Origin of the sequence: Polaromonas hydrogenivorans (assembly GCF_040105105.1) — a bacterium.
Taxonomy (GTDB): domain Bacteria; phylum Pseudomonadota; class Gammaproteobacteria; order Burkholderiales; family Burkholderiaceae_C; genus Polaromonas; species Polaromonas hydrogenivorans.
The window spans coordinates 2,197,453-2,221,611 of record NZ_CP157675.1; the positions used below are offsets into that span (position 1 = coordinate 2,197,453).

The 24,159-nt window shown below is 60.1% G+C and carries 27 protein-coding genes and 2 tRNA genes; 19 read left to right on the top strand and 10 right to left on the bottom strand.

The genetic code is table 11. The features are described 5' to 3' along the window. Window positions 1-17: 17 nt before the first annotated feature. Window positions 18-1,139, top strand: a complete 1,122-nt coding sequence (locus ABLV49_RS10520) for an ISAs1 family transposase (RefSeq protein WP_349276371.1) — start codon at window positions 18-20, stop codon at window positions 1,137-1,139. Between the two features lie 304 nt (window positions 1,140-1,443). Here the strand turns inward: ABLV49_RS10520 and ABLV49_RS10525 are convergent, their stop codons facing one another. From ABLV49_RS10525 to icd, 5 genes are all read right to left on the bottom strand, one after another. Next, window positions 1,444-1,845, bottom strand: a complete 402-nt coding sequence (locus ABLV49_RS10525; RefSeq protein ID WP_349276372.1) for an RNA recognition motif domain-containing protein — start codon at window positions 1,843-1,845, stop codon at window positions 1,444-1,446. Between the two features lie 394 nt (window positions 1,846-2,239). Further along, window positions 2,240-2,554: a hypothetical protein gene (locus ABLV49_RS10530; RefSeq protein ID WP_349276373.1), complete on the bottom strand. Its 315-nt coding sequence runs from the start codon at window positions 2,552-2,554 to the stop codon at window positions 2,240-2,242. 27 nt (window positions 2,555-2,581) lie between these two features. Further along, complete coding sequence (locus ABLV49_RS10535; protein WP_349276374.1) at window positions 2,582-2,743, bottom strand: hypothetical protein; 162 nt, start codon at window positions 2,741-2,743, stop codon at window positions 2,582-2,584. Next, window positions 2,740-3,489, bottom strand: coding sequence for a tyrosine-type recombinase/integrase (locus ABLV49_RS10540; RefSeq protein ID WP_349276375.1), 750 nt, complete (start codon window positions 3,487-3,489; stop codon window positions 2,740-2,742). Before ABLV49_RS10540 ends, ABLV49_RS10535 begins: the two co-directional genes overlap by 4 nt. A gap of 172 nt (window positions 3,490-3,661) precedes the next feature. Further along, window positions 3,662-4,921 (bottom strand): NADP-dependent isocitrate dehydrogenase, encoded by a 1,260-nt coding sequence (icd, locus tag ABLV49_RS10545; protein WP_349281675.1) that lies wholly within the window; start codon window positions 4,919-4,921, stop codon window positions 3,662-3,664. A 377-nt stretch (window positions 4,922-5,298) separates the two neighbouring features. On the opposite strand from icd, the gene ABLV49_RS10550 reads away from it, so the two are divergent. Beyond that, on the top strand, window positions 5,299-5,442 hold the full coding sequence (locus ABLV49_RS10550) for a hypothetical protein (protein ID WP_349276376.1): 144 nt from the start codon (window positions 5,299-5,301) through the stop codon (window positions 5,440-5,442). 173 nt (window positions 5,443-5,615) lie between these two features. Beyond that, complete coding sequence (locus ABLV49_RS10555) at window positions 5,616-6,050, top strand: DUF192 domain-containing protein (RefSeq protein ID WP_432280015.1); 435 nt, start codon at window positions 5,616-5,618, stop codon at window positions 6,048-6,050. A 69-nt stretch (window positions 6,051-6,119) separates the two neighbouring features. Here the strand turns inward: ABLV49_RS10555 and ABLV49_RS10560 are convergent, their stop codons facing one another. Continuing rightward, window positions 6,120-6,701 carry a superoxide dismutase gene (locus ABLV49_RS10560; RefSeq protein ID WP_349276378.1) on the bottom strand — a complete coding sequence of 194 codons (582 nt, stop codon included), beginning with the start codon at window positions 6,699-6,701 and terminating at the stop codon, window positions 6,120-6,122. 58 nt (window positions 6,702-6,759) lie between these two features. Continuing rightward, a complete protein-coding gene (xseA, locus tag ABLV49_RS10565) occupies window positions 6,760-8,079 on the bottom strand; it encodes an exodeoxyribonuclease VII large subunit (RefSeq protein ID WP_349276379.1) in 1,320 nt (439 codons plus the stop codon). A 340-nt stretch (window positions 8,080-8,419) separates the two neighbouring features. Here xseA and ABLV49_RS10570 point away from each other — a divergent pair, with 340 nt between their 5' ends. The 6 genes from ABLV49_RS10570 (at window position 8,420) to adk (ending at window position 12,305) form a co-directional block, all read left to right on the top strand. Further along, window positions 8,420-9,043 carry a MotA/TolQ/ExbB proton channel family protein gene (locus ABLV49_RS10570; RefSeq protein WP_349276380.1) on the top strand — a complete coding sequence of 208 codons (624 nt, stop codon included), beginning with the start codon at window positions 8,420-8,422 and terminating at the stop codon, window positions 9,041-9,043. Continuing rightward, a complete protein-coding gene (locus ABLV49_RS10575; protein ID WP_349276381.1) occupies window positions 9,040-9,468 on the top strand; it encodes an ExbD/TolR family protein in 429 nt (142 codons plus the stop codon). The genes ABLV49_RS10570 and ABLV49_RS10575 overlap by 4 nt, the downstream gene beginning before the upstream one ends. A 40-nt stretch (window positions 9,469-9,508) precedes the next feature. Continuing rightward, window positions 9,509-10,540, top strand: coding sequence for a tetraacyldisaccharide 4'-kinase (gene lpxK / locus ABLV49_RS10580; RefSeq protein WP_349276382.1), 1,032 nt, complete (start codon window positions 9,509-9,511; stop codon window positions 10,538-10,540). Then, the gene (locus ABLV49_RS10585; RefSeq protein ID WP_349276383.1) at window positions 10,521-10,703 is read left to right on the top strand and encodes a Trm112 family protein; all 183 of its coding nucleotides are present in this window, start codon (window positions 10,521-10,523) and stop codon (window positions 10,701-10,703) included. The genes lpxK and ABLV49_RS10585 overlap by 20 nt, the downstream gene beginning before the upstream one ends. A 7-nt stretch (window positions 10,704-10,710) precedes the next feature. Then, window positions 10,711-11,493: a 3-deoxy-manno-octulosonate cytidylyltransferase gene (gene kdsB / locus ABLV49_RS10590; RefSeq protein WP_349276384.1), complete on the top strand. Its 783-nt coding sequence runs from the start codon at window positions 10,711-10,713 to the stop codon at window positions 11,491-11,493. Window positions 11,494-11,648: 155 nt separating this feature from the next. Further along, entirely contained in the window at window positions 11,649-12,305 is a 657-nt protein-coding gene (adk, locus tag ABLV49_RS10595; RefSeq protein ID WP_349276385.1) for an adenylate kinase, read from the top strand. Between the two features lie 46 nt (window positions 12,306-12,351). On the opposite strand, the gene ABLV49_RS10600 is transcribed toward adk, so the two are convergent. Beyond that, window positions 12,352-13,317 carry an asparaginase gene (locus ABLV49_RS10600; protein WP_349276386.1) on the bottom strand — a complete coding sequence of 322 codons (966 nt, stop codon included), beginning with the start codon at window positions 13,315-13,317 and terminating at the stop codon, window positions 12,352-12,354. Between the two features lie 125 nt (window positions 13,318-13,442). On the opposite strand from ABLV49_RS10600, the gene lexA reads away from it, so the two are divergent. From lexA to ABLV49_RS10640, 8 genes are all read left to right on the top strand, one after another. Then, window positions 13,443-14,147 (top strand): transcriptional repressor LexA, encoded by a 705-nt coding sequence (gene lexA / locus ABLV49_RS10605; RefSeq protein WP_349276387.1) that lies wholly within the window; start codon window positions 13,443-13,445, stop codon window positions 14,145-14,147. Window positions 14,148-14,281: 134 nt separating this feature from the next. After that, window positions 14,282-14,701, top strand: a complete 420-nt coding sequence (locus ABLV49_RS10610) for a hypothetical protein (protein ID WP_349276388.1) — start codon at window positions 14,282-14,284, stop codon at window positions 14,699-14,701. Between the two features lie 143 nt (window positions 14,702-14,844). Further along, window positions 14,845-15,852, top strand: coding sequence for a D-2-hydroxyacid dehydrogenase family protein (locus ABLV49_RS10615; RefSeq protein ID WP_011801307.1), 1,008 nt, complete (start codon window positions 14,845-14,847; stop codon window positions 15,850-15,852). A 54-nt stretch (window positions 15,853-15,906) separates the two neighbouring features. Further along, window positions 15,907-17,430 (top strand): 3-hydroxyacyl-CoA dehydrogenase, encoded by a 1,524-nt coding sequence (locus tag ABLV49_RS10620; protein ID WP_349276389.1) that lies wholly within the window; start codon window positions 15,907-15,909, stop codon window positions 17,428-17,430. Between the two features lies 1 nt (window position 17,431). Next, complete coding sequence (locus tag ABLV49_RS10625; RefSeq protein WP_349276390.1) at window positions 17,432-18,211, top strand: oxepin-CoA hydrolase, alternative type; 780 nt, start codon at window positions 17,432-17,434, stop codon at window positions 18,209-18,211. A 318-nt stretch (window positions 18,212-18,529) separates the two neighbouring features. Continuing rightward, on the top strand, window positions 18,530-19,255 hold the full coding sequence (locus tag ABLV49_RS10630) for a Crp/Fnr family transcriptional regulator (protein ID WP_349276391.1): 726 nt from the start codon (window positions 18,530-18,532) through the stop codon (window positions 19,253-19,255). A gap of 30 nt (window positions 19,256-19,285) precedes the next feature. Further along, window positions 19,286-20,377, top strand: coding sequence for a phosphotransferase (locus ABLV49_RS10635; RefSeq protein WP_349276392.1), 1,092 nt, complete (start codon window positions 19,286-19,288; stop codon window positions 20,375-20,377). Between the two features lie 71 nt (window positions 20,378-20,448). Next, window positions 20,449-21,708 carry an acyl-CoA dehydrogenase family protein gene (locus tag ABLV49_RS10640; RefSeq protein ID WP_349276393.1) on the top strand — a complete coding sequence of 420 codons (1,260 nt, stop codon included), beginning with the start codon at window positions 20,449-20,451 and terminating at the stop codon, window positions 21,706-21,708. 229 nt (window positions 21,709-21,937) lie between these two features. On the opposite strand, the gene ABLV49_RS10645 is transcribed toward ABLV49_RS10640, so the two are convergent. Together ABLV49_RS10645 and ABLV49_RS10650 are read right to left on the bottom strand one after the other, a co-directional pair. Then, window positions 21,938-22,014: transfer RNA gene (locus ABLV49_RS10645), tRNA-Arg, on the bottom strand. A gap of 41 nt (window positions 22,015-22,055) precedes the next feature. Further along, window positions 22,056-22,132 (bottom strand) — tRNA-Pro (locus tag ABLV49_RS10650). Between the two features lie 144 nt (window positions 22,133-22,276). Here ABLV49_RS10650 and ABLV49_RS10655 point away from each other — a divergent pair. Together ABLV49_RS10655 and ABLV49_RS10660 are read left to right on the top strand one after the other, a co-directional pair. Then, window positions 22,277-22,771 carry a flavodoxin domain-containing protein gene (locus ABLV49_RS10655; protein ID WP_349276394.1) on the top strand — a complete coding sequence of 165 codons (495 nt, stop codon included), beginning with the start codon at window positions 22,277-22,279 and terminating at the stop codon, window positions 22,769-22,771. Between the two features lie 162 nt (window positions 22,772-22,933). After that, window positions 22,934-24,121 (top strand): ABC transporter substrate-binding protein, encoded by a 1,188-nt coding sequence (locus ABLV49_RS10660; protein ID WP_349276395.1) that lies wholly within the window; start codon window positions 22,934-22,936, stop codon window positions 24,119-24,121. The last annotated feature ends 38 nt before the right edge of the window (window positions 24,122-24,159 follow it).

A 24,159-nucleotide genomic window follows, 5' to 3' on the forward strand; every position in this document is an offset into this window, starting at 1 on the left:
CATTGCAAGTGAACCTGATGCTGATTCAAGCTTTCTCGATACTGCCCGATCCACGCACTGGTCCTGCACAACGCCATGATCTCAAGGAGATGATCGTGATGACGCTGAGCGCCGTGCTGTGCGGGGCGGACAACTGGGTGGACGTAGCCGAGTGGGCCAGCGATAACGAAGACTGGCTCAAAAAATACCTTGTCCTGGAGCAGGGAACACCCTCGCACGACACGTTCGGGCGCGTCTTTCGCCTGCTGGACGCAGAGGTTTTCGAGCAATGCTTTCGCCGCTGGATACGAGGCATTGCGGGCAATGTCAAAGGCGTGATTGCCCTGGATGGCAAGACGCTGTGCGGCTCGTGCGATGGCGCCAACACGGCGCTGCACATGGTTAGCGCCTTTGCGACAGAAAGCGGCTTGTGCCTGGGCCAGGAGGGCACGCGGGGCAAGGGCCACGAGATTGTGGCCATCAAGGCGCTGCTGGAGGCGCTCACACTCAAGGACTGCACCGTGACCATTGACGCCATAGGCTGCCAGAGGGAAATCGCCGAGAAAATCGTCGGGCAAGGCGGCCACTACCTGCTGGCGCTCAAGGCTAATCAGGGTACGCTCTTTGAGGCGGTGGCGGAGTTCTACGCCGAGGGCCAGAGGCACGGCTTTGGCAGCCTTGCGGTGAGTCGCTTCGAGACGCTGGAAAAAGACCATGGGCGCATTGAGACGCGGCGCCATGTATGGGTGGGCAAGCTCGACTGGATGGAGCCGTCGTTGCGCGATGACTGGAAAAACCTTGCAGGCGTTGGCATGGTCGAGCGCCAGCGCGAGATCAAGGGCAAGGTGTCGGTGGAGCGCACGTTTTACATTGGCTCCGAAGGCATCTCATCGGCCCAGACGCTGGCCAATGCGGCACGGGGGCACTGGGGAATTGAGAACCGCCTGCACTGGGTGCTCGATGTCACGTTCCGCGAGGACGAGTGCCGGGTGCGCACAGGCCATGCCCCGCGCAATCTCTCGACGATAAGAAAGTTCGCTTTGACGCTGCTGCGCCAAGACCAGCAGTACCCCAAACGCAGCATGCGAAGCCGCCGCAAAACCGCTGACCGACTCACCGATTACAGGGAATCACTCCTGGACCTTCAGCCTCGGGGTTAAATGCAATTGCCCTGTGGCTCCATTGAAGGGGTGCTAGGCTTGCCTTTCCCATCGGCAGACCCCCAATTCATAAACCTTGTCATCCCTTGCGCTTGCCGTGCGGCCCGTAGCTTGTCGATCACCTTGATCCGGCGCCAGCGGCCAGCGTACCCAGCAGAGCATCGCGGGCCTTGTAGGGTCAGGGGTGAAGCAAAGAAAAAAGGCTTCAAAACCGAAGTTCCGAAGCCTCTTATGCTTTCCTCAGCGCAAGGCTGAGACAGCTGGTTTGCAACGGCATCTCTGCCGTAGACTGGGTTTGCAGGGCTTAGTAGCCGCCGCGACCACCACCACCGCCGCCGCCGTAGCCGCCACCGCCAGAACGACCGCCGCCGCCGCCGTAGCCACCGCCACCAGAACGATCGCCACCGCCGCCATAACCACCGCCGCCGCCGAAGCCGCCGGTACGGGGAGGACGGGCTTCCATTGGACGTGCTTCGTTCACAGTGATGCTACGGCCGCCCAAAGGCTGACCGTTCATTCCGTTGATGGCAGCTTGCGCTTCGGCATCGCTGCCCATTTCGACGAAACCAAAGCCTTTGGAGCGACCTGTGTCGCGTTCCATCATGACTTTAGCGCTGGTGACAGCGCCGAATTGACCAAAAGACTGTTGCAGATCTTCGTCACGCACCGTGTAAGGCAGGTTGCCGACGTAAAGTTTGTTGCCCATAGGGACTCCTCAAAAACACATAAAACAAAAGCGATGGGGTCCCGAAAGCACAACAAACCCAAGAAGTACCGCCGTAGCGCGCGAAACTGACCGATCACCTAACCTGTGCGAGTGTTTTGCTACTCGCACGTCTGAATTATGCGTCATGAAACGCGGGGCAACAACATTCCTTGACCTTGCCCCTGAATTCCGTATCCCATAATCGAGATCATGAACTGGCTTGCCTGGCCTTGATCCGCACGCCATGCCGATGACGGCACCGGCCTCGCCACCATTGGTGAACGGATGACCGTGTGCCTCGCGCACGCGCGCGCATGAGGGTGACAAAACTCCTTGAATGGCGCCCCCAATCCTTGCCTCCTTGAATCAAATGACCCGCACAACGGAGTGAGATTCATGCAGCAGCGCCGCCGCCAACCTTGATGCCGTCCACCTTGACGGCGAATGCATTTGTCCCGGTCAAACCCATCACCAGCAGGACAAAGCCCTCGCCTGGCATGGCGTCAGCGGCGTCTTGGCGAGCGTGCCGCCCTGCCCTCATATCCGTGGAACTGATCATGGCGCCGACATAGGCGCCATGATCTGGCTCCAGCGCAGGGGTGAAACAGGGGGATTCAATGAAGCCGGCCGCGTGGCGACTTCTCTTCGGCTCGCCGCCATGCACGCAGTCGCAGGAAGATGCGGTGGTGGAAGGCCTGAGCTGATGCACCAGCGCAGGCTCGGCCGGAATTACGGCTCAGTCCTCCTCGCTGTCCCGGTGTTCAAACGTGATGCCCAGGCGTTCGCGCCGGCCGACGAGCTTGGCTTCCATCTGCGCGGCCTCGATCATCGCCTTCGCATAGATGGCGTCGAGCACCTCCTTCGGGGGAAACGGGTCGCCCTTGATCTCGGCTTTCATCTCCACGCGCTCTTTCCAGTGGGCCGGCTGGCGGTTCTTGAGCCAGAAGGTGGCCGCCTGCACGTCCGGCGGGTAGTGCTTGGTAATCGGCGTGAGGGTGATCTCGCCTTGGAAGTTGCTGACGTGGGTGGCTTGTCGATCAGCCCCTTCATGGCCGTGGCTGGGTTGTAGGTCACCAGCAGCTTCTGAGCGCCGTACTGATAAATCCGCTCGATGATGGCCCGGATGTTATTCGCCTTGGTTGGGGTGTTGCGCATGCCCTCCAGCAGCTTGAGAACGTCGCTTGCATGGACCTCGCCCAGCGGTATTGAGCCGATCACGGGGAACACATCATTGACCATCCATCCAAGATTTTGTTTTATGGTCCGCGCCGTCGCATGCGTCATTTTTTCGGCAAACCAGACTCTTGAGAATGTCTCAAACGTCTGAGCCTGCGCTATCGTGGCGGCCGCATTGATCTTGTCGAGCTGCTTTTGCCGGGCAGGGTCGATACCGCTGGCCAGCTTGGAAACCAAGTCCTCATGGGCGTTACGCGCCGCCTTGATCCCGATGGCCGGGTAACTGCCGATAGTCACCTTGGTGCGCTTGCCGTCGATACGGTAAGAGTAGCGCCAGACTTTTGACCCGCTCGTCAGCACATCCACATACAGCCCCCCAGCGTCTGCCAGCGGGTACGGCTTGGCCTTTGGCTTGGCCGCCTGAATCTTCTTATCGGTCAGGGTGTAGTTGCAAGTTCTTGGAGCCATGATGGAGCCTTACTTCAAGGTGCTGGAGCCATAAAGCTCAAATCATACCGTTCTATGGCTCCAAAAAGTTTAGCTGTCTCTATCGGCCTTTGTATGTAGAAAACAAAAAACCCCAGTGAAATCAATCTACTGGGGTTTGTATTTAGCGGCCTTTGTAGGCCTTTGTACGCTATTACATATGGTCGATCATGACCTGTCCAAAACCGGAACAGCTCACTTGCGTAGCGCCTTCCATAAGACGGGCAAAATCATAGGTGACTTTCTTGGAGGCAATCGAATTTTCCATCGAGCTGATGATGAGGTCAGCCGCTTCGACCCAGCCCATGTGGCGCAGCATCATTTCAGCCGACAGGATCAGGGAACCGGGGTTCACATAGTCTTTGCCGGCATATTTGGGAGCCGTGCCGTGGGTGGCTTCAAACATGGCAATGGTGTCGCTCAGGTTGGCGCCCGGAGCAATGCCAATGCCGCCGACCTGGGCTGCCAGCGCATCGGAAATGTAGTCGCCGTTCAGGTTCAGCGTGGCAATCACGCTGTACTCGGCGGGACGCAGCAGAATCTGCTGCAGGAAGGCGTCGGCAATGACGTCCTTGATGACGATGTCCTTGCCGGTTTTTGGATTCTTGAACTGGCACCATGGGCCGCCGTCAATCATTTCGGCACCAAATTCCTTTTGCGCCAGCGCGTAAGACCAGTCACGAAAGCCCCCTTCGGTGAACTTCATGATGTTGCCCTTGTGCACGATGGTCACGCTGGACTTGTCGTTGTCAATTGCGTACTGGATGGCCTTGCGCATCAGGCGCTCGGTGCCTTCGCTGGAAACCGGCTTGATGCCGATGCCCGAAGTCTCGGGGAAGCGTATTTTCTTGACGCCGAGTTCTTCCTGCAGGAACTTGATGAGCTTTTTCGCCTTGTCGCTGCCTGACTCGAATTCGATGCCTGCATAGATGTCTTCCGAGTTTTCACGGAAAATCACCATGTTGGTCTTCTGGGGCTCCTTGACTGGCGAAGGCACGCCGGCAAAATACTGGATGGGACGCAGGCAGACATACAGGTCAAGCTCTTGGCGCAGTGCGACGTTCAGGCTGCGGATGCCACCGCCCACGGGGGTTGTCAACGGACCCTTGATGGAAACCACATAGTCCTTGACGGCGGACAAGGTTTCTTCAGGCAGCCACACGTCAGGGCCATAGATCTTGGTGGATTTTTCACCGGCAAACACTTCCATCCAGTGGATTTTCTTCTTGCCACCGTAGGCCTTGGCCACTGCGGCATCAACCACTTTCAGCATCACCGGAGAAATATCCACGCCAGTGCCGTCACCCTCGATGAACGGAATGATGGGCTCGTCAGGCACATTCAATGAGTTGTCGGCATTGACAGTGATTTTCTCGCCCTGGGTGGGCACCTTGATGTGCTGGTACATGTACAGAAGTCTCCGTTAAGCCGGGATAGCACACTGAAATAGATACGCTATCCGCAGGCAGTTTGAGGTAAAAGCCTTCAAATTTTAGCGCCAAAACTTTTGCAAAAGATATTTTGAACATCTGTCAACGCATTGGAAAACCGCGTCGTTATGGTAAGGCCTCCGAAAGGTTCGGGGTGTTTTCAAATCACAAATTGCCTTAGCAACTTCCCAAGGAATTCCAGATGAACAAGATCCTCGCCACCCTGATCGCAGCCCTTTTTGCAGCAGGCGCCTATGCACAAGCACCTGCTGCTGCGCCTGCCAAGCCAGCCCCTGCTGTTGCAGCAACTCCCGCCATGCCTGCCGCTTCCGCCCCCATGGCAAAGGCAAAGCCAGCCGCCATGACCGCTGAAGAAAAAGCAGCCGCCAAAGCCGCCAAGAAAGAAAAGGCCGCAGCTGCCAAAAAGGCAAAAGCAGACGCAGCAGCCGCCAAGAAAGCCGAAGCTGCCGCCAAAAAGGCTGAAGCCTCTGCCAAGAAAAGCTGAAGCCGCCAACTGACTTTCCCGCTTCAGTCAAAATGCCCGCCTAGCGCGGGCATTTTTCATGGCTGCCCGCTTATGCAGATCTGCTGATCAACCAACTTCAATCCGGTACGTCTATGTGGCTCAAGAACTGTTCCTTCAACCCTGGCAGCGCCTCCCGACTCGCACTATCAATCATGGCCGCTGCAGCGCTGCTCGTGCCCGGCTGGGCATCGGCGCAGCAAGCCCCGCAACTGAACCTGCAGCGCATCAAGCTGAGCACCGGCATGTATGTGATCGATGCCCAAGTCGCCCTGACACCCGAGCAGCGCCAGACCGGCCTGATGCTGCGCAAGAACATGCCCCAGCATGAAGGCATGCTCTTTGTTTTTGAGCAAGCCGGCGAGCAATGCTTCTGGATGAAAAACACGCTGCTTCCCTTGACCGCCGCTTTCGTGGCCGATGACGGCACGATTGTGAACATGGCGGACATGAAGCCTGAAACCACCGACTCGCACTGCTCGGTCAAGCCGGTTCGTTATGTCCTGGAGATGAACAAGGGCTGGTTTGCCAAAAAAGGCATCAAGCCGGGCAGCAAGCTGTCCGGGCCGGTTTTTGAAGCACAGCGCTGAGCCCGAAAAGCCAGGCAGCAAAAAGCCGACATGAAGTCGGCTTTTTTACGCAAGGATGACTTTCAGGCGTCAGGCGAAATTGGCCTCGGCAAATTCCCAGTTCACCAGGCTGGACAGGAAGGTTTCAACATACTTGGGACGCAGATTGCGGTAGTCGATGTAATAGGCATGCTCCCATACGTCCACCGTCAGCAGGGCCTTGTCGGCCGTCGTCAGCGGTGTTCCTGCAGCGCCGGTGTTGACAATATCCACGGTGCCATCAGGTTTTTTAACCAGCCAGGTCCAGCCCGAGCCGAAATTGCCGACTGCGGATTTGACAAAGGCTTCCTTGAAGGCCGCGTAGGAGCCGAATTTGGCATTGATGGCCTCTGCCAGTGCACCGCCAGGCTCACCGCCGCCGGCCGGCTTCATGCAGTTCCAGAAAAAGGTGTGGTTCCAGACCTGGGCGGAGTTGTTGTACACGCCGCCGCTGGACTTCTTGATGATCTCTTCGAGCGTCATGGACTCGAACTCGGTCCCTTTTTGCAGGTTGTTGAGGTTCACCACATAGGCATTGTGGTGCTTGCCATGATGGTACTCAAGGGTTTCCTGGCTGTAGTTCGGGGCCAGTGCGTCAATCGCATACGGGAGCGGTGGGAGCGTGTGTTCCATGATTTTCCTCGTGGTTGTTGATGAGATGTCCTTTGACATTCCGTGGGCATTGTAAAAACTAAATCAACCGGCGTGCAGAGACCGTCAAATCGACCTGTCCATCCGCAAGGGTAGCGCGCACTGGCTGGCCAATATGGGTCATATTTGCAGCGATGATGGGCTGGCCTTGCAGGTCTGCCAGCCAGGCATAGCCCCGCTGCAACACCAGTTTGGGGTCCAGCAGTTCAAGCCGCAGTTTCGCGCGTTCGAGTTGATGGCGGCTGCGCTGCAGGCTGCCTGTAATTTCTCTCGGCAGGTCGCTGCTCAGCGCCTGTAGCCTGAGCTGCTCATGCCGCAAGGTCGAGCGCATCGCATGGTTGAGGCTTTGCGCGATGCCGGCCAGTCGTGCCTGCTGCCGCGTCACCAGGTGCGAGGGTTGGCTGACGCGGGACGCTGCCCAGTCCAGGCGCTGGTTGTGTGACTGCATCTGCCGGTCCACACCGTTTTGCAGGCGCGAAAAAACCTGGTCCAGCGCGCTCAGCCAGCTGCCTTGTGGCTGCGCGCACAGCTCCGCAGCCGCCGTGGGTGTCGGCGCACGCACATCGGCGCAGAAGTCGGCAATGGTGAAATCCGTTTCGTGCCCGACACCGCAGACCACCGGCATGGGCGAAGCGACGATGGCGCGGGCCAGCGCCTCGTCGTTGAAGGCCCACAGATCCTCCATGGCACCGCCGCCGCGCACCAGCAGCAGCACATCGACCTGGTCGGTGCTGCGTCGCTCGCCAGCCTTGAGCACGGCCCCGCGCAATTCGCCAGCAGCCTGGGCGCCCTGCACGCTGGCAGGATAAATCACCACCGGGATGTGCGGCGCACGGCGCTGCAGGGCGGTCACGACATCGTGCAGCGCTGCAGCCCCCAGGGAAGTCACCACGCCGATGGCACGCGGCATGACCGGCAGCGGACGCTTTCGGGCGGTGTCGAACAACCCTTCTTGCTCAAGCCTCGCCTTGAGCTGCAAAAATTGTTCGAACAAAGTGCCCTGGCCGGCCTGCCGCATGGATTCGACCACCAGCTGCAGCTCGCCACGCGGTTCGTACACGCCCAGCCGGCCACGCAGCTCAACCAGCTGGCCGTCGCGCGGCGAAAAATCCAGCAGGCTGGCCGCGCGGCGAAACATGGCGCAGCGAATCTGCCCCTGCCCGTCCTTGAGCGAAAAATAGCAGTGGCCGCTGGAAGCTCGCGAAAAGCCAGCAAGCTCGCCCTGGACCGCGACAGGGTTGAATCGGGCCTCCAGACTGTCGGCGATGGCACGCAGCAAGGAGCCCACCGGCCAGACGCGCACGCCGCCTTCGCGCAAGGACGCTACAGGTCTTTCACGGGACGAAAAAGCATCAACCACGGCGGCCTTCCTGACGTTTGAAAAAAGCAGTACTCCACAGCCCTGGAGAAGCGGTGACAGAGGTGCTTACAGCCCTCTGACAGCCTGATGAATTGGTGTAACCCATTGATTTTAAAGAAAATATTACTGCTTAAATTTTCATCGTTCTGTCAAAACGACGCACTGGCGCGGCTTTGCGCCCACCCGGCACAGACTTACCCACAAAGTTATCCACAGATTTTGTGCGTTAAATCTACCAACACCCTGTGTGGAAAACATTCAGGTTCAGGCAGCTTAAGCAGCCATCTCCACACTTTCGGTGCGCGATAATCCAGCACCACTATCTGTCTGGAGATGAGCATTGTTTTCGATCATACAAGCCGCAGGCTGGCCCATCTGGCCCCTGCTAGCGTGTTCCATAGTGGCCCTGGCACTGATCATTGAGCGTTTGTCAAGCCTGCAAACACTGAAGGTCGCACCGCCCAAATTGCTTGGCGAAGCGATGATTGTCTCGCGAACCACCCTTCCGTCGCCCGATGTCGTCCTGAAACTGGAACAAAACTCCCTCCTTGGCGAAGTGCTGGCCAGCGGCTTTCGGGCGCTTGGCGCCAATCCGCGCATCAGCGAAGCCGACCTGCGCTCCACGCTGGAAGGCGCTGGTCGCCAGGCGGCACACAAACTGGAACGCTACCTGGCCGCGCTGGCGACGATTGCCTCGGCGGCGCCCCTGCTCGGCCTGCTGGGCACGGTGATCGGCATGATCGAGATTTTCGGCGCCCAGACGGGCAGTGCGGGCGGCGCCAACCCGGCGCAACTGGCGCAAGGCATTTCAATGGCGCTGTACAACACCGCTTTCGGCCTGATGGTGGCCATACCCGCACTGATTTTCTGGCGCTACTTTCGCGCCCGGGTGGATGGCTACCTGCTGACGATGGAACTGGCGGCCGAACAGTTTATGCGCCATCTCAATCGGCTGCGCAAATGAACTTCCGTCCTCACGCGCGCGCCGAGCCGGAAATCAACCTGATTCCGTTCATCGACGTGCTGCTGGTGGTGCTGATCTTTTTGATGCTTTCGACCACCTACAGCAAATTCACCGAACTCCAGGTGAAGCTGCCGGCCGCCGATGCGCAACAACTGCGCGACTACCCCAGGGAAGTGATCGTGGCCGTCAGCAGCGATGGCCGCTACATGGTCAATAAAACCCTGGTCGATGGGCGGGGAATCGAAGTACTGGGCACAGCACTCACCCTGGCAGCCAAGGCTGGCAAGGACAGCGTCATCATCATCAGCGCCGATGCCAGCGCCACCCACCAGGCCGTCATCACCGTGATGGAGGCGGCCCGGCGCCAGGGCTTGACCCAGATCACCTTTGCCACCCAAAGTTCGCTGCAGGCAGGCGTGAAGTAATCCTTAACCCTTCGACCATCTAGCGCCGCAAGCCAGCCGCATGAAACAAGTTCTGCTGAAAGCCTGGCGTACGCGCGGCTGGCTGGCTCGCCTGCTCTGGCCGGTGGCGCAACTCCACGGCTTGCTGGTGCGATTGCGCCGGGCTTTGTACCGGCGCGGCATGATGTCGTCCGAGCGCTTCAAGGTGCCGGTCATCGTGGTCGGCAATGTCGTGGCGGGCGGTGCAGGAAAAACACCGCTGGTCATGGCGCTGGTCAAACACTTTCAGGCGCAGGGGCTGCGGGTGGGCGTGGTTTCGCGCGGCTATGGGCGTTCTGGCCAGGAAAGCCTGGAAGTCAGGCCCGGCACCCCGGTTGATGAGTCCGGTGACGAGCCCGCGCTTATCCAGCGTGCAACAGGTGCTCCTGTTTTTGTAGCGCAACGCCGGACGCAAGCCCTGCGCGACCTGCTGGCAGCCTACCCGGCAACGGCCGTCGTGGTGTGCGACGACGGCCTGCAGCACTACGCCTTGCAGCGCGACATCGAAATTGCCGTGTTTGACGACCGGGGCGTGGGCAACGGCTGGCTGCTGCCTGCGGGGCCGCTGCGCGAACCCTGGCCCGAGCGCCTGTGCCAGGGCGTTGACCTGGTGCTGCATACCGGCCAGCAACCGGCTTTTGAAGGCTATACATCCCGTCGGCGGCTGGCTGACCACGCCGTGGCGGCTGATGGCAGCCGTCTGGCATTGACCACCCTTGCACATCAGCCACTGGTGGCGCTGGCTGGCATTGCCAGCCCCGAGGCGTTTTTTGACATGCTCAGGGCACGCGGCCTGACGCTGCAAAAAACGCTCGCCCTGCCCGATCATCACGATTTCAAAACCGGTGACCTGAATGCCCTGGCAGGCCGGACCGTGCTGTGCACGGAAAAGGACGCCGTCAAACTGTTTGCCCTGCCGGATCATTCAGAAATTAAACTGCTGGCCGTTCCGCTGGAATTCTTGCCCGAACCGGCGTTCTTTAGCGCCCTGGATGGGCTGCTGGCACCCTTGCTTTCTCAATTACCATCGAGCCATGGACACCAAACTACTTGAACTGCTGGTCTGCCCCGTGACCAAGGGCTCTCTCGAATACGACCGAGAGAAGCACGAACTCATCTCCCGCAGCGCCCGGCTGGCCTATCCGGTGCGTGACGGCATTCCTGTCATGCTGGAAAACGAAGCCCGTACCCTGACCGACGAAGAGCTTGGCCTGTGACGCAGGCATGAGCTTTACCGTTCTCATTCCGGCGCGCCTGGCATCAAGCCGCCTGCCCAACAAACCGCTGGCCGACATCAACGGCGTTCCCATGGTCGTGCGCGTGGCGCAGCGCGCTTTGCAAAGCAGCGCGCTGCGCACCGTGGTGGCTGCTGACAGCACAGAAATCATCGAAAAATGCGCAGCCTTCGGCATCCAGGCGGTACTGACCCGCGCCGATCATCCCAGCGGCAGCGACCGGCTTGCCGAAGCCTGCAGCCTGCTGGGCCTGGCCGATGATGACATCGTGGTGAATGTGCAAGGCGACGAGCCGCTGATCAATCCCACGCTGATCGATGCCGTGGCCAGGCAGCTTGAAGACCGTCCGGACTGCGCCATGAGCACAGCCGCGCATTCAATTGACGAACTGGCTGATTTTCTGAACCCCAACGTGGTCAAGGTGGTGCTTGATGCGCGCCAGACGGCGCTGTATTTCAGCCGCGCGCCCATTCCAGCCGCACGCGACCTGGCCGGCAAAGCCTGGTGGGAGCACGGCAATCTGCCCAAACCGCTGCGCCATGTGGGCATCTATGCCTACCGGGTCGGATTTTTGCGCCAGTTTCCCCAATTGCCGCAAGCACCGCTGGAGCAACTCGAATCGCTGGAGCAGCTGCGCGCCCTGTGGCATGGCTACCGGATTGCCGTGCATATCACCGAGCATGCCCCCGGTCCTGGCGTGGACACGCCTGAAGACCTGGAGCGTGTCCGCCGCCTTGTAGCAAATGATGCGCATTTAGCGGACCCTGTGTAAGCTGACGCCAAGGATGTGCATGATATCCTTGACAGAAAGTTCAGCGGCTTGCGGCTCATGCCAACAGCCTGATGACATGTAAAGCGGGAATGGGCCAATCGGCCCGGCAAACGCCCAGCTTGACTTCCAGAATCCATAATAATCCGAGGACACTCATGAAACTTATTCTGTTGGGCGCGCCTGGCGCAGGCAAAGGTACACAAGCCACTTTCATTTGCCAAAAGTACGGCATCCCGCAAATTTCCACCGGCGACATGCTTCGCGCGGCAGTCAAAGCAGGAACCCCGCTGGGCATCGAAGCCAAAAAAGTTATGGATTCGGGCGGCCTGGTCAGTGATGATCTGATCATCAACCTGGTCAAGGAACGCATTGCCCAGCCCGACTGCGCGCAGGGTTTCCTGTTCGACGGCTTTCCGCGCACCATTCCCCAGGCCGATGCGATGAAGGCTGCGGGCGTCAAGATTGATTACGTGCTGGAAATCGATGTGCCTTTTGAAGCCATCATCGAGCGCATGAGCGGACGCCGCTCGCACAGCGTTTCGGGCCGGACTTACCATGTCAAGTACAACCCGCCAAAGGTTGAAGGCGTGGACGACGTGACCGGCGAGCCATTGATCCAGCGCGAAGACGACAAGGAAGAAACGGTTGCCAAACGGCTTGAGGTGTACAGCGCCCAAACCCGTCCACTGGTCGCGTACTACTCCGACTGGGCCACGGAAGCGCCCGATGAAGCGCCAAAATACCGTGCCATCAGCGGCACGGGCAGCGTCGAGGAAATCACCGAAAGGGCCTTCAAGGCGCTGTCGAACTGAAACCGTTCATGCACGGTCAAAAAGCCATCTTTCGGGATGGCTTTTTTTATGCCTGCCTTGACGCCACAACCTGCGCGTCTTCAGCCAGTAAATCGAGCATCAAAGCCACCCTGGCCTTCACCGGGCTCAATCCTTTTGAATCTGCAATAGCATCGCCCGGAAGCGGCAATACCCGGCCATCGACGCAGCGCGTTGAACGCACCACCCGCACGCCCGCAGCCTGCGCCCTGAGCAAACCGGCTTGCAGGGCATGGTGAAGCGTTCCATTGCCGGTGGCAGCGACCACCAGGCCCCGCACCCCCTGATCGACCAGCGCCTGCACCAGCGCATCGCTGGCGCCCACGTAATTCATGAGGATTTCAACGCGCGGCCAGTGCGCTATGTTTTCTATAGCTAAAGAAGCATACTGAACCTGCGAAAAAGGCCAATTTCGCACCAATCTGAGGCATCCTTCCTCGACATAGCCAATCGGCCCGGCATCGCCCGAGCTGAAGGCATCGAGTTTGTAGGAATGCATTTTCTGCACATCCAGTGCACTGTGTATCGTGCCCGCACAGACAGCCACCACGCCCCGGGCGCCGTGATGGCGAGCTACCGCGACGGCATCGAGAATATTTTGCGGCCCATCGGGCGCCAGCGCGGTGGCCGGGCGCATGGCGCAAGTCAGCACCACCGGCTTGGTGGGCCGGCACACCGCCTGCAGAAAATAAGCCGTTTCCTCCAGGGTATCACTGCCATGCGTGATGACGATGCCCTGGACGTCGTCGCGGGCCAGGAAATGATTGACCCGGGCAGCCAGCTGCGCCCACACCGCGAAGCTCATGTCCTTGCTGTCGATCTGCACGACCTGCTCGGTGATGAACGGTCCGCATTCAGCCAGCGCAGGAATGGCTGCCAGCAACTGATCAATTCCCACTTGGGCAGCGGTGTAGCCAATGTTGTCGGAAGCGCTGAGCGCCTGGCCTGCAATCGTGCCGCCAGTTCCCAAAATGACCAAGTTGTGAAGTTTCATGTGGGGCTTGATTTTTATTTAAAGCTGTATAAAAATGCAGTTACTGGATATTAATACAGTTATTTTGATCTGTACTGAGGCCATAGTTTCAGGCATTTCCAGTTTTAATCGAAAGTCCAAAGCTTATGCGCACTTTTAATGATTTTTCAGGTTTGCCGGCCGACCGGCCCAAGCTGACTGCCCGGCAGGCACAGATTCTGGAACTGATCCGCAATGCCATTGCCCAGACAGGCGCGCCGCCCACCCGCGCGGAAATAGCGACAGAACTGGGCTTTCGCTCGCCCAATGCCGCCGAAGAGCATTTGAAAGCACTGGCCAAGAAGGGCGTCATTGAACTGGTCAGCGGCACCTCGCGCGGCATTCGACTGCGCACGGACTCCTTGCAGGCCCTGAACGAGTCGCGCATGAGCCAGTTTTCGCTACCCGTTCAGCGGCTGGAGCAACTGGCCTTGCCTCTGGTGGGACGTGTTGCCGCCGGAAGCCCGATTCTTGCGCAGGAACATATCGAGCACACCTACTTTTTCGAGAGCCGTCTGTTCGAGCAAAAGCCTGACTACCTGCTGAAGGTGCGCGGCATGAGCATGCGGGACATCGGCATCATGGACGGCGACCTGCTGGCCGTCAAACAAGCCAGGGAAGCCAAGAACGGCCAGATTGTGGTTGCACGCCTGGGCGATGAGGTCACCGTCAAACGCTTTCAGCGCAACCAGCACCTGATCGAATTGCTGTCAGAAAATCCCGACTTCAACCCCATCGTGGTCCAGCCTGGCGAGCCTTTCGAGCTTGAAGGCCTGGCCGTCGGATTAATCCGCGGCAGCCTGGCGATGTAGCCCCCGTCCGGCATTCCCCGGCGCTCTGCTGGCGACATCGGCAGCAAAGCCAGCACCCTGTTTGAGCCAATCTGCTTGTTCCCTGGGCAGACCCGTCCGTGCCTGTGTCAATGTTTTCCAAACCGGAGTTCTTCATGAGAATCATCAGTTTTACAAATGCGCCTACGCAATTTTTCCGGGCTGTGCCGGTTCAGGCGTTGACGCCATGGATTGTCCGCATCAAAAACTCGCTTGGACACACTGCAGCCTTGCCGATGGCGCCGGCCGCACTGCGCGCGGTCGATGCGATGAAGCCCTCCTTTACGCCCGGAACCACAGCGGCAAGCAATGATTCTGTTTTCGCGCCAGGCCTTGACTCGCCTGCGCTGGCGCGCCGGGCAGCGTCACCAACACCTTGCCACAACACCCTGCGCGTGGTTCGTGAATCGGATGCTGCCATTCAGCCTGACTGCGCTGGGCGCATGGTCATCTCCGGACGCATGGCCGATGTCTGCGCCGAACTCGATCGCATGGCTTTGCGCGCAACCGCTGGCGCAACGACCACCGAGCTATGACACTTGACGGCTTTGGGACGCATCGACATGCAAAAGAACCGGCCCAAGGCCCATTCGCCAGCCATTGCATCAAAATGCAATTGAGTGACAGCGCAAGACCATCGGAGTTCAGAAAACTGAAATCTTGGAGGCACAATATCTGCATGAATATTGTGATTCTCGATGACTATCAGGATGCCGTTCGAAAACTGGCATGCGCCGCCAGGCTGGAAGCCTATCCAGCCAAGGTCTACACCAACACCGTCAAGGGCGCAGGCCAGTTGTCGGTCCGGCTCAAGGACGCCGACGTGATCGTGCTGATCCGCGAACGAACCCACCTGACACGCCAGCTGATTGAAAAGCTGCCCAGGCTCAAGCTGGTGGTCCAGACGGGCCGCATCGGCAGCCATGTGGACGTGGCGGCCTGCACCGAACGCGGGATTGCCGTGGCCGAAGGGACCGGTTCGCCCGTCGCACCGGCCGAACTGACCTGGGCACTCGTCATGGCCGCCATGCGCCGGATTCCCCAGTATGTGTCGCATCTAAAGCACGGTGCATGGCAGCAGTCAGGGCTGAAATCAGCCTCCATGCCGCCGAATTTCGGCCTCGGAACGGTCCTCAAGGGCAAGACGCTGGGAATCTGGAGCTACGGCAAGACCGGACAACTCGTGGCCGGCTATGGCCGGGCATTCGGCATGCGGGTGATCATCTGGGGCAGCCCGGCATCACGCGAACGCGCCCAGGCCGACGGGTTTGAGCTGGCGCCCAGCAAAACCGAGCTGTTCAAGCAATGCGACGTGCTCAGCCTGCACCTGCGGCTGAGCGAAGAAACCACAGGCATCGTGACGCTGGAAGACATGTCGCGCATGAAACCCACCGCCCTGCTGGTCAATACCTCGCGCGCCGAACTGATTGAATCCGAAGCGCTGCTTGCCGCGCTCAACCGGGGGCGTCCGGGCATGGCGGCCATTGACGTTTTTGAATCCGAACCGATCCTGCAGGGCCACGCCCTGCTGCGGCTGGAAAACTGCATCTGCACGCCGCACATCGGCTATGTCGAGCAGGACAGCTACGAGATGTATTTTGGCGCTGCCTTTGACAACGTGATCAACTTCATCAAGGGCACGCCGACCAACATCGTCAATCCGGGCGCGCTGCAGGTCAGGCGCTAGGCCCCAAGCGTTCCCATGCCGTCCCATCCTTCAACCATCGGCTTCCACTCAACAATGCACACAACAATTTTTAAAACGGTCGGCATTGTCGGCACCGGGGCCATGGGACGCGGCATCGCCCAGATCGCGGTCCAGGCCGGCAGCATCGTCAAGCTGATGGATGCCCAGGCGGGCGCCGCTGAAAAAGCCCATCAAGCCCTGTGCAGCCAATGGGACAAGCTGGTCGAAAAAGGGCGCATCGGTGCTGACGCGGCTGACAGCCACAAGGCCAGGCTGCGGGTGGCCGGCACGCTGGCTGACCTGTCGGACTGCGATCTGGTGATTGAAGCCATCGTCGAGCGGCTGGACATCAAGAAGGCGCTGTTCGCCCAGCTTGAAGCCATCGTGTCCGCTCAAGCCGTGCTGGCAAGCAATACGTCTTCGCTGTCGGTGACCGCGATTGCCGCAGCCCTCAAGCACCCCGAACGCTTTGCCGGCTATCACTTCTTCAACCCGGTTCCGCTGATGAAAGTCGTGGAAATCATCGCCGGGCTGAAAACCGGCGCCGACACTTGCCACGGCTTGAGCCAGTACGCCCGCCAGATGGGCCACACGCCGGTGCAGGCGCAGGACACGCCGGGCTTCATCGTCAACCATGCCGGGCGCGGCTACGGCACCGAGGCGCTGCGCATCGTCAGCGAAGGCATTGCCGACTTCGCCACCATCGACCGCATCCTGCGCGACCAGGCCGGCTTCAAGCTCGGGCCGTTCGAGCTGATGGACCTGACCGGGCTCGATGTTTCGCATCCGGTGATGGAATCGATCTACCACCAGTATTACGAGGAAGACCGCTACCGCCCCAGCGTCATCACCGCGCAGCGCCTGGCCGGCGGACTGCTGGGCCGCAAAACCGGCGAAGGCTTTTACCGCCATGACGGCGGCGTGGCGCAGGTTCCGGGCGAAGCGCCGGTTCCCGTCGTGGCCGAAATGCCGCCGGTCTGGGTGTCGCCCCGGGCGGCCCGGCGTTCGGAATTGCTGCAATTGCTCAAGAACCTCGGCGCCCACATCGAAACCGGCCCGTCGCCGTCCCCGCAGGCGCTGACGCTGGTCGCGCCGCTGGGCTTTGACATCACCACGGTGGCCGTGGTCGAGCGGCTGGACCCGGCGCGCACCGTCGGCATCGACATGATGATCGATGACGCCGCCACCAAACGCCGCGTTCTGGCGACCAACCCTGCCACGCGCAGCGACATGCGCGATGCGGCGCATGCGCTGTTTGCCCGCGACGGCAAGGCGGTCAGCGTGATCCGCGACAGCGGCGGATTCGTCACGCAGCGCGTCGTCGCCACCATCGTCAACATTGCCAGCGACATCTGCCAGCAGGGCATCTGCAGCCCCAAAGACCTGGAAACCGCCGTCACGCTGGGCCTCGGTTACCCGATGGGGCCGCTGGCCATGGGCGACCGTTATGGCCCCACCAATGTGCTCGAAGTGCTGTTCAACATGCAAACCGTGTACGGCGACCAACGCTACCGCCCTTCGCCGTGGCTGCGCCGCCGTGGCGCGATTGGCCTGAGCCTGATGCACGAGGAAAGCTGACATGCCGGCCTCCCTCAAAAGCACCAGCGAAAGCGGCACCCTCATCCTGACGCTGAGCAACCCCGAGCACAAGAATGCGCTTGGCCCCGACATGTACGCCGCAGGCATCGAGGCGCTGAACGCCGCCGAGAACAACCCGGAAATCCGCAGCGTGGTGATTACCGGCGAAGGCAGCGTGTTTTGCGCCGGCGGCAACCTGCTGCGGCTGCAGGCCAACCGGCGCGAATCGCCCGAAGTGCAGGCCCAGAGCATTGAAGCGCTGCACAACTGGATCGAGGCCATCCACACCTACCCCAAGCCCGTGATTGCCGCCGTCGAAGGCGCGGCCGCCGGCGCCGGTTTTTCGCTGGCGCTGGCGTGCGACTTCATCGTCGCCGCCGACAACGCCGTGTTCGTGATGTCCTACAGCAGCGTGGCGCTGTCGCCCGACGGCGGCGGCAGCTGGAGCCTGGCGCGCGCCCTGCCCCGCGCCCTGGCCAGCGAACTGCTCATGGGCGCGGAGCGCATCAGCGCCGAACGACTGCATGGCCTGGGCCTGGTGAACCGCATCACCGTTGCGGGCGGCGCCCTCGCTGAAGCGCTGGTGCTGGCGGCCCGGCTCAATGCACGCGCACCGAATGTGCTGGCCAGCATCAAGGACCTCATCAACGATGCCGCATCAAACACCATGAGCCAGCAGCTGGACAGCGAACGCAACCACTTTGTTCGCAACCTGCATCACGCCAATGGCGGCGAAGGCATTGACGCGTTTTTGCAAAAGCGCAAGCCGCACTACCGCTGAACCGGCGGGAACATCCGGCCATCGCAGCCGGATGCGGAATCGGATTGCCAGCTGCTTTTCCGAAAAAAATGGCTGCATCAGCAGAACCGTTCCTCAGCCGCTACTGATTTAATAGCTGTCCATGCTTATACAGCGTGCGCAAAAGCCATATTTGGCATTCAAAATTTCTCACTGACCCGCAGGATTTGCCACTTGAACCGGGCCGCTGACATCCTGGCGGTAGCACTGCATGCGCGACACCCATGCGACAGTGGTCGGCCTGAAAACGGGTCGCGATAGCGACAATGCAAAGCTTGTTAGTCACCCAAAAGACAGACCATGGACGATCCTATTCTTACGATAGACGAAAGAGTGGCCATCAACAGCGGCCGCTGGTTCTCATCCCTGTCACCTTCCCTGAGGCACGACATCCTCCGATGCGCTTACGTCAAACGCTACAAAGACGGCGACCTCATTGCGGCGCGGGGCGACCCGCCCGAGGAATGGATCGCCTGCGCCACCGGCGCGGTGCGCGTCAGTTCGACCTCGATTTCCGGCAAGCAGGTGACGCTGACCTATGTGGAGCCCGGCATCTGGTTTGGCGATGTGGCGATTTTCGACGGCGACCGTCGCACCCACGATGCCTATGCCCACGGCAGCACCACCACGCTGTGCGTGGCGCGTGGCGACCTGCGAAAAATCCTGAGCCTGCATGTCGAGTTGTACGAAGCGCTGCTGCGCCTGCATGCGCGCCGCATCCGCCAGCTGTTCGGCCTGGTCGAAGACCTCAACACGCTGCCCTTGCGGGCACGGCTGGCCAAGCAGTTGCTGCACCTGGTGCGCAGCTACGGCGTGCCCAGCCTGGCCAATGGCAGCGATATCCGCATCAGCCTGCAGCTGGCGCAGGAAGAACTGGCGCAACTCCTGGGCGCCTCGCGCCAGCGGGTCAACCAGGAACTCAAGGCGATGGAGCGCGAGGAAGCCATCCGCATCGAGCCGGGTGGCCTGGTGGTGCGCAACCGCCAGACCCTGATGCGTATCTCTGAAGCGGATGCCGACAAATAACAAAACCAGTCCCAGGGAGACAAGCAGCCCATGAGCAATTTTGACCACTTCATCGGCACCCGGGCCGTCAGCGCCAGTCAGGCGTTTGATACCGAAGCGCTGAGCGCCTACCTGAGCGAGCATCTTGACGGCTTCAGCGGCCCCTTGAGCGTCGAGATTTTCAAGGGCGGCCAGTCCAACCCGACCTACAAGCTGCTCACGCCCGCTGCGTCTTACGTCATGCGCGCCAAACCCGGCCCGGTCGCCAGACTGCTGCCATCGGCCCATGCGGTCGAGCGTGAATTCAAGGTGATGCAGGGCCTGCAGGGCACGGACGTGCCGGTGCCCAAAATGTATTGCCTGTGCGAGGACGAATCCGTCATTGGCCGCGCCTTTTATGTGATGGAGTTTGTCGAGGGCCGCGTGCTCTGGGACCAGTCCCTGCCCGGCATGACGAACACCCAGCGCGGCGAGATTTACGACGAGATGAACCGCGTCATCGCCGCACTGCACAAGGTGAAATTTGCCGAACGCGGCCTGGCCGACTACGGCAAACCCGGCAACTACTTCGAGCGCCAGATTGGCCGCTGGAGCAAACAGTACCTGGCTTCCATCACCGAGCCGATTGCCGAGATGGACAGCCTGATGCAGTGGCTGCCTGCGAATATTCCGGCCAGCGCGCGCGATGAAAGCCTGGTGTCCATCGTGCACGGCGACTTCCGGCTCGACAACCTGCTGTTTCATCCCACCGAGCCCCGCGTGCTCGCCGTGCTGGACTGGGAGCTGTCCACGCTCGGCCATCCGCTGGCCGATTTCAGCTACCACTGCATGGCCTGGCACATTCCGCCCGGCGCGTTTCGTGGCATTGGCGGGCTTGATGTCGTGAGTCTGGGTATTCCTACAGAGGTAGATTACATTCGCCACTATTGCGAACGCACCGGCCTGACCACGCCCGAAGCGTTAAAGGCCGACTGGAACTTTTACCTGGCCTACAACCTGTTCCGCATGGCCGCCATTTTGCAAGGCATCGCCAAACGCATTGAAGCCGGCACCGCGTCCAGCGCGCAGGCCGTCAGTTCGGCCGCCGGCGCGCCGCTGCTGGCAAAAGTGGCCTGGGACTTTGCGCTGAAAGCGCAGGCCTGAAGCCTGCGTCCGCCAAGCGTTTTCCGGCCAAGTTTTTCCTCAACAACCACCCGCCCCTTCAGGAGATTTTCATGGACTTCGACTACACCCCCAAAGTAAAAGAGCTGCAGGCGCGCCTGCTGAAGTTCATGGACGAGCATGTTTATCCGAACGAAGCACGGTTTTTCCGCGAAATCGCCGAGAACCGGGCCAAAGGCAACGCCTGGATCCCCACCGCCCTGATTGAAGAACTGAAACCCAAGGCACGCGCCGCCGGTTTGTGGAACCTGTTTTTGCCGCATTCGCCGCGCGCCCCCGAGGGCCTGTCCAACCTCGAATACGCGCCGCTGTGCGAAATCATGGGACGCGTTCCGTTTGCCGCCGAAGTGTTCAACTGCTCGGCGCCCGACACCGGCAACATGGAAACCATCGCCCGCTACGGCTCGGAAGCCAACCAGGACGAATGGCTGGATCCGCTGCTCAAGGGCGAGATCCGCTCGGCCTTCCTGATGACCGAGCCCGAAGTCGCCTCCTCCGACGCCACCAACGTCCAGTGCCGCATTGAACGCGACGGCGACGACTACCTCATCAACGGCCTCAAATGGTGGTCGTCGGGTGCCGGCGACCCACGCTGCGCGATCTACATCGTGATGGGCAAGACCGATCCCACCGCAGGCCGCCACGAACAGCAGTCGATGATCCTGGTTCCCGCCAACACCCCCGGCGTGAACGTGATTCGCCCCCTGAGCGTTTTCGGCTACGACGACGCGCCGCACGGCCACATGGAAGTTCGCCTGACCAACGTGCGGGTGCCTGCAGCCAACCTGTTGCTGGGCGAAGGACGCGGCTTTGAAATTGCCCAGGGCCGCCTTGGCCCCGGACGCATCCACCACTGCATGCGCAGCATCGGCATTGCCGAACGGGCGCTGGAGCTGATGTGCAAGCGGCTCAACTCCCGCGTGGCATTCGGCAAGCCCATCGCGGCCCAGTCAGTCTGGTGGGAACGCATTGCCGAATCACGCTGCATGATCGAGCAGGCCCGGCTGCTGACGCTGAAAGCCGCCTACATGATGGACACCGTGGGCAACAAGGTGGCCAAGGCCGAGATTGCGATGATCAAGGTGGTCGCGCCCAACATGGCCTGCCAGATCATCGACTGGGCCATCCAGGCCCATGGCGGCGGCGGCGTGTCGGATGACTTTCCGCTGGCCTATGCGTACGCCTGCCAGCGCACGCTGCGCCTGGCGGACGGACCGGATGAAGTGCATCGTGCTTCATTGGCCAAGCTGGAGCTGGCCAGGCATCTGGTGATGAACCGTGAAGTCGAGATGCCGGTCACGCGCGGCTGTTAAGCCGGCTGCTGAATTTTGAGGGCGCAATCTGCTACGTTATAAATAGCAGCCTGCGCCCTTCCCACTTGCGCAATCCCTTGTGGCGGTATTTGGAAATATCGCCATAAGTACCACTATTTTGGCGGTATGTCATGCTATCCCGTGATACCGCGTGAGACAACAAAAAACCCGCCATGCCTATGAAACATGCGGGTTGTGAGGTGATATGAGACGGTGTGAAATGCTGCTTTGGTCTGTCCGGAGGGGATCGAACCCCCGACCCTCAGCTTAGAAGGCTGATGCTCTATCCAACTGAGCTACGGACAGATATAAAAAAAGCCCACAAAGTGAGCTTTTTTATTGATTTTTGGTCGGAGTACAAGGATTCGAACCTTGGACCCCCTGGTCCCAAACCAGGTGCGCTACCAGACTGCGCCACACTCCGACAAGTTGATTATTATAGACAGGAAAATCGCACTATTTACCGGGTCCGGAATTTTTTTAAGCCAATCTGCGTCGCCCCAGCAAAATGCGCAGCCCCGACAATCCATACCCATTCCTGTTTTTTTACTTATACCGGACACTGAAAATGAAACTAAAAATCCTGGTCGGCAGCATGACCCATACGGCGAAGCATGTCGCGCAAGCCATTCAGATGGAATGCGCGGACCTGGCGAATCCTGTCGAGGTTGAACCGATGGACGGCCTGGACATCAGTGTCTTTGATGCGGACAAAGCCGAAGATGTGCTCTATCTCATTTGCACATCCACCTACGGCGCGGGCGACGTTCCCGACAATGCGCAGGCGCTTTACCAGTCGCTGGACCTGCAGCCCCGGTTTTTGGGCCATGTGCGTTATGGCGTGATCGCGCTGGGCGACAGTGCTTCGCATGCGCAGACCTTCTGTTTTGGCGGAAAGCATTTTGACGAGCGCCTGCAGGATCTTGGCGCGCAGCGCATCGGCGAAATCTGCTGCCTCGATTCAAGCGACGGCACTCTTCCCGAGACAGTGGGCGCCGAATGGTGTCGTCAGTGGCTGCAAGCCGCCCTGCCAAAGACCAGCGCTCCTTGCGACGCCACCTGAAAACTCCGGGGAATATTGCCTCAAGCCAGATCAAATCACGTTTCGCAAAAAAACTTCATGGTTAAACAATTTAACCATGAAGCTCGGGTTTTACACTAGCCGCCCCGGGAGATGCGCGCCTTATTATGGGTTGACACCTGTTCAATCAAAAAGGAATTTTCCATGCCCACTCGTCGTCTGGTCCTCACCCGCAGTGCTGCCATGATGGGCACGGCTTGCTCCGGCTTGCTGCTGCCCGAACTCGTGCGCGCCCAGTCGGGCAAGGTCCGGGTGGGCTTCATGCTTCCCTATACGGGCACCTTCAGCCAGCTTGGCGTGGCGATTGAAAACGGCTTTCGCATGGCCATCAATGAACAAGGCGGCAAGCTGGGCGGGCGCGAGATCGAATACTTCAAGGTCGATGACGAGTCGGAGCCCTCCAAGGGCATTGAAAACGCCAGCAAGCTGGTGCAGCGCGACAAGGTCGATGTGCTGGTCGGCACCGTGCATTCGGGCGTGCAGATGGGTATCCAGAAAGTTGCCCGCGACAGCGGCGTGCTGTGCCTGATTCCCAATGCAGGCGTGCATGCCGCAACACGCGCCCTGTGCGCGCCGAATGTGTTCCGCACGTCCTTCAGCAATTCGCAGCCGACCCGGGCGCTGGGCCAGGCCATGGTCGCCAAGGGCCACAAGAAAGCCGTCTGGATCACCTGGAAATACGCGGCCGGCGACGAAGCCTTCGAAGGCTTCAAGGAAAGCTATACCGCAGCGGGCGGCACCATCGTCAAGGAACTGGGACTGCCCTTCCCCAATGTTGAGTTCCAGGCGCTGCTGACCGAAATCGCCGCACTCAAGCCCGATGCGGTGGCCTGCTTTTTTGCCGGCGGTGGCGCGGCCAAGTTCATCCGCGACTATGCCGCCGCAGGCCTGAAAGGCAAGATTCCGCTTTACGGCTCGGGCTTCCTGACCGAAGGCGTGCTCGACGCCGCCGGCCCTGCGGCAGAAGGCATCGTCACCACCATGCACTACAGCGACTCGCTCAACACGCCGCGCAACAAAAAATTCCGTCTTGATTACGTGAAGGCGTTTCGCAGCCAGCCCGACGTGTACGCCGTGCAGGGTTACGACACCGGCCTGTTGCTCATCCAGGGCGCGAATGCCGTCAAGGGCGACCTTGGCGCGAAGCCGGCCTTGTACAAGGCCATGGAAGGCGCCACCATCGACAGCCCGCGCGGCAAGTGGACCATGAGCAAGGCGCATAACCCGGTGCAGGACATCTACCTGCGCGTGGTTGAAAACAAGGAAAACAAGGTGATTGGCATTGCCGCCAAAGCGCTTTCCGACTCGGGCCTTGGCTGCAAGATGGCTTGAGGAGCCGGCAGCCGCAAGTTTTGCCCCCTGCGGGAAAC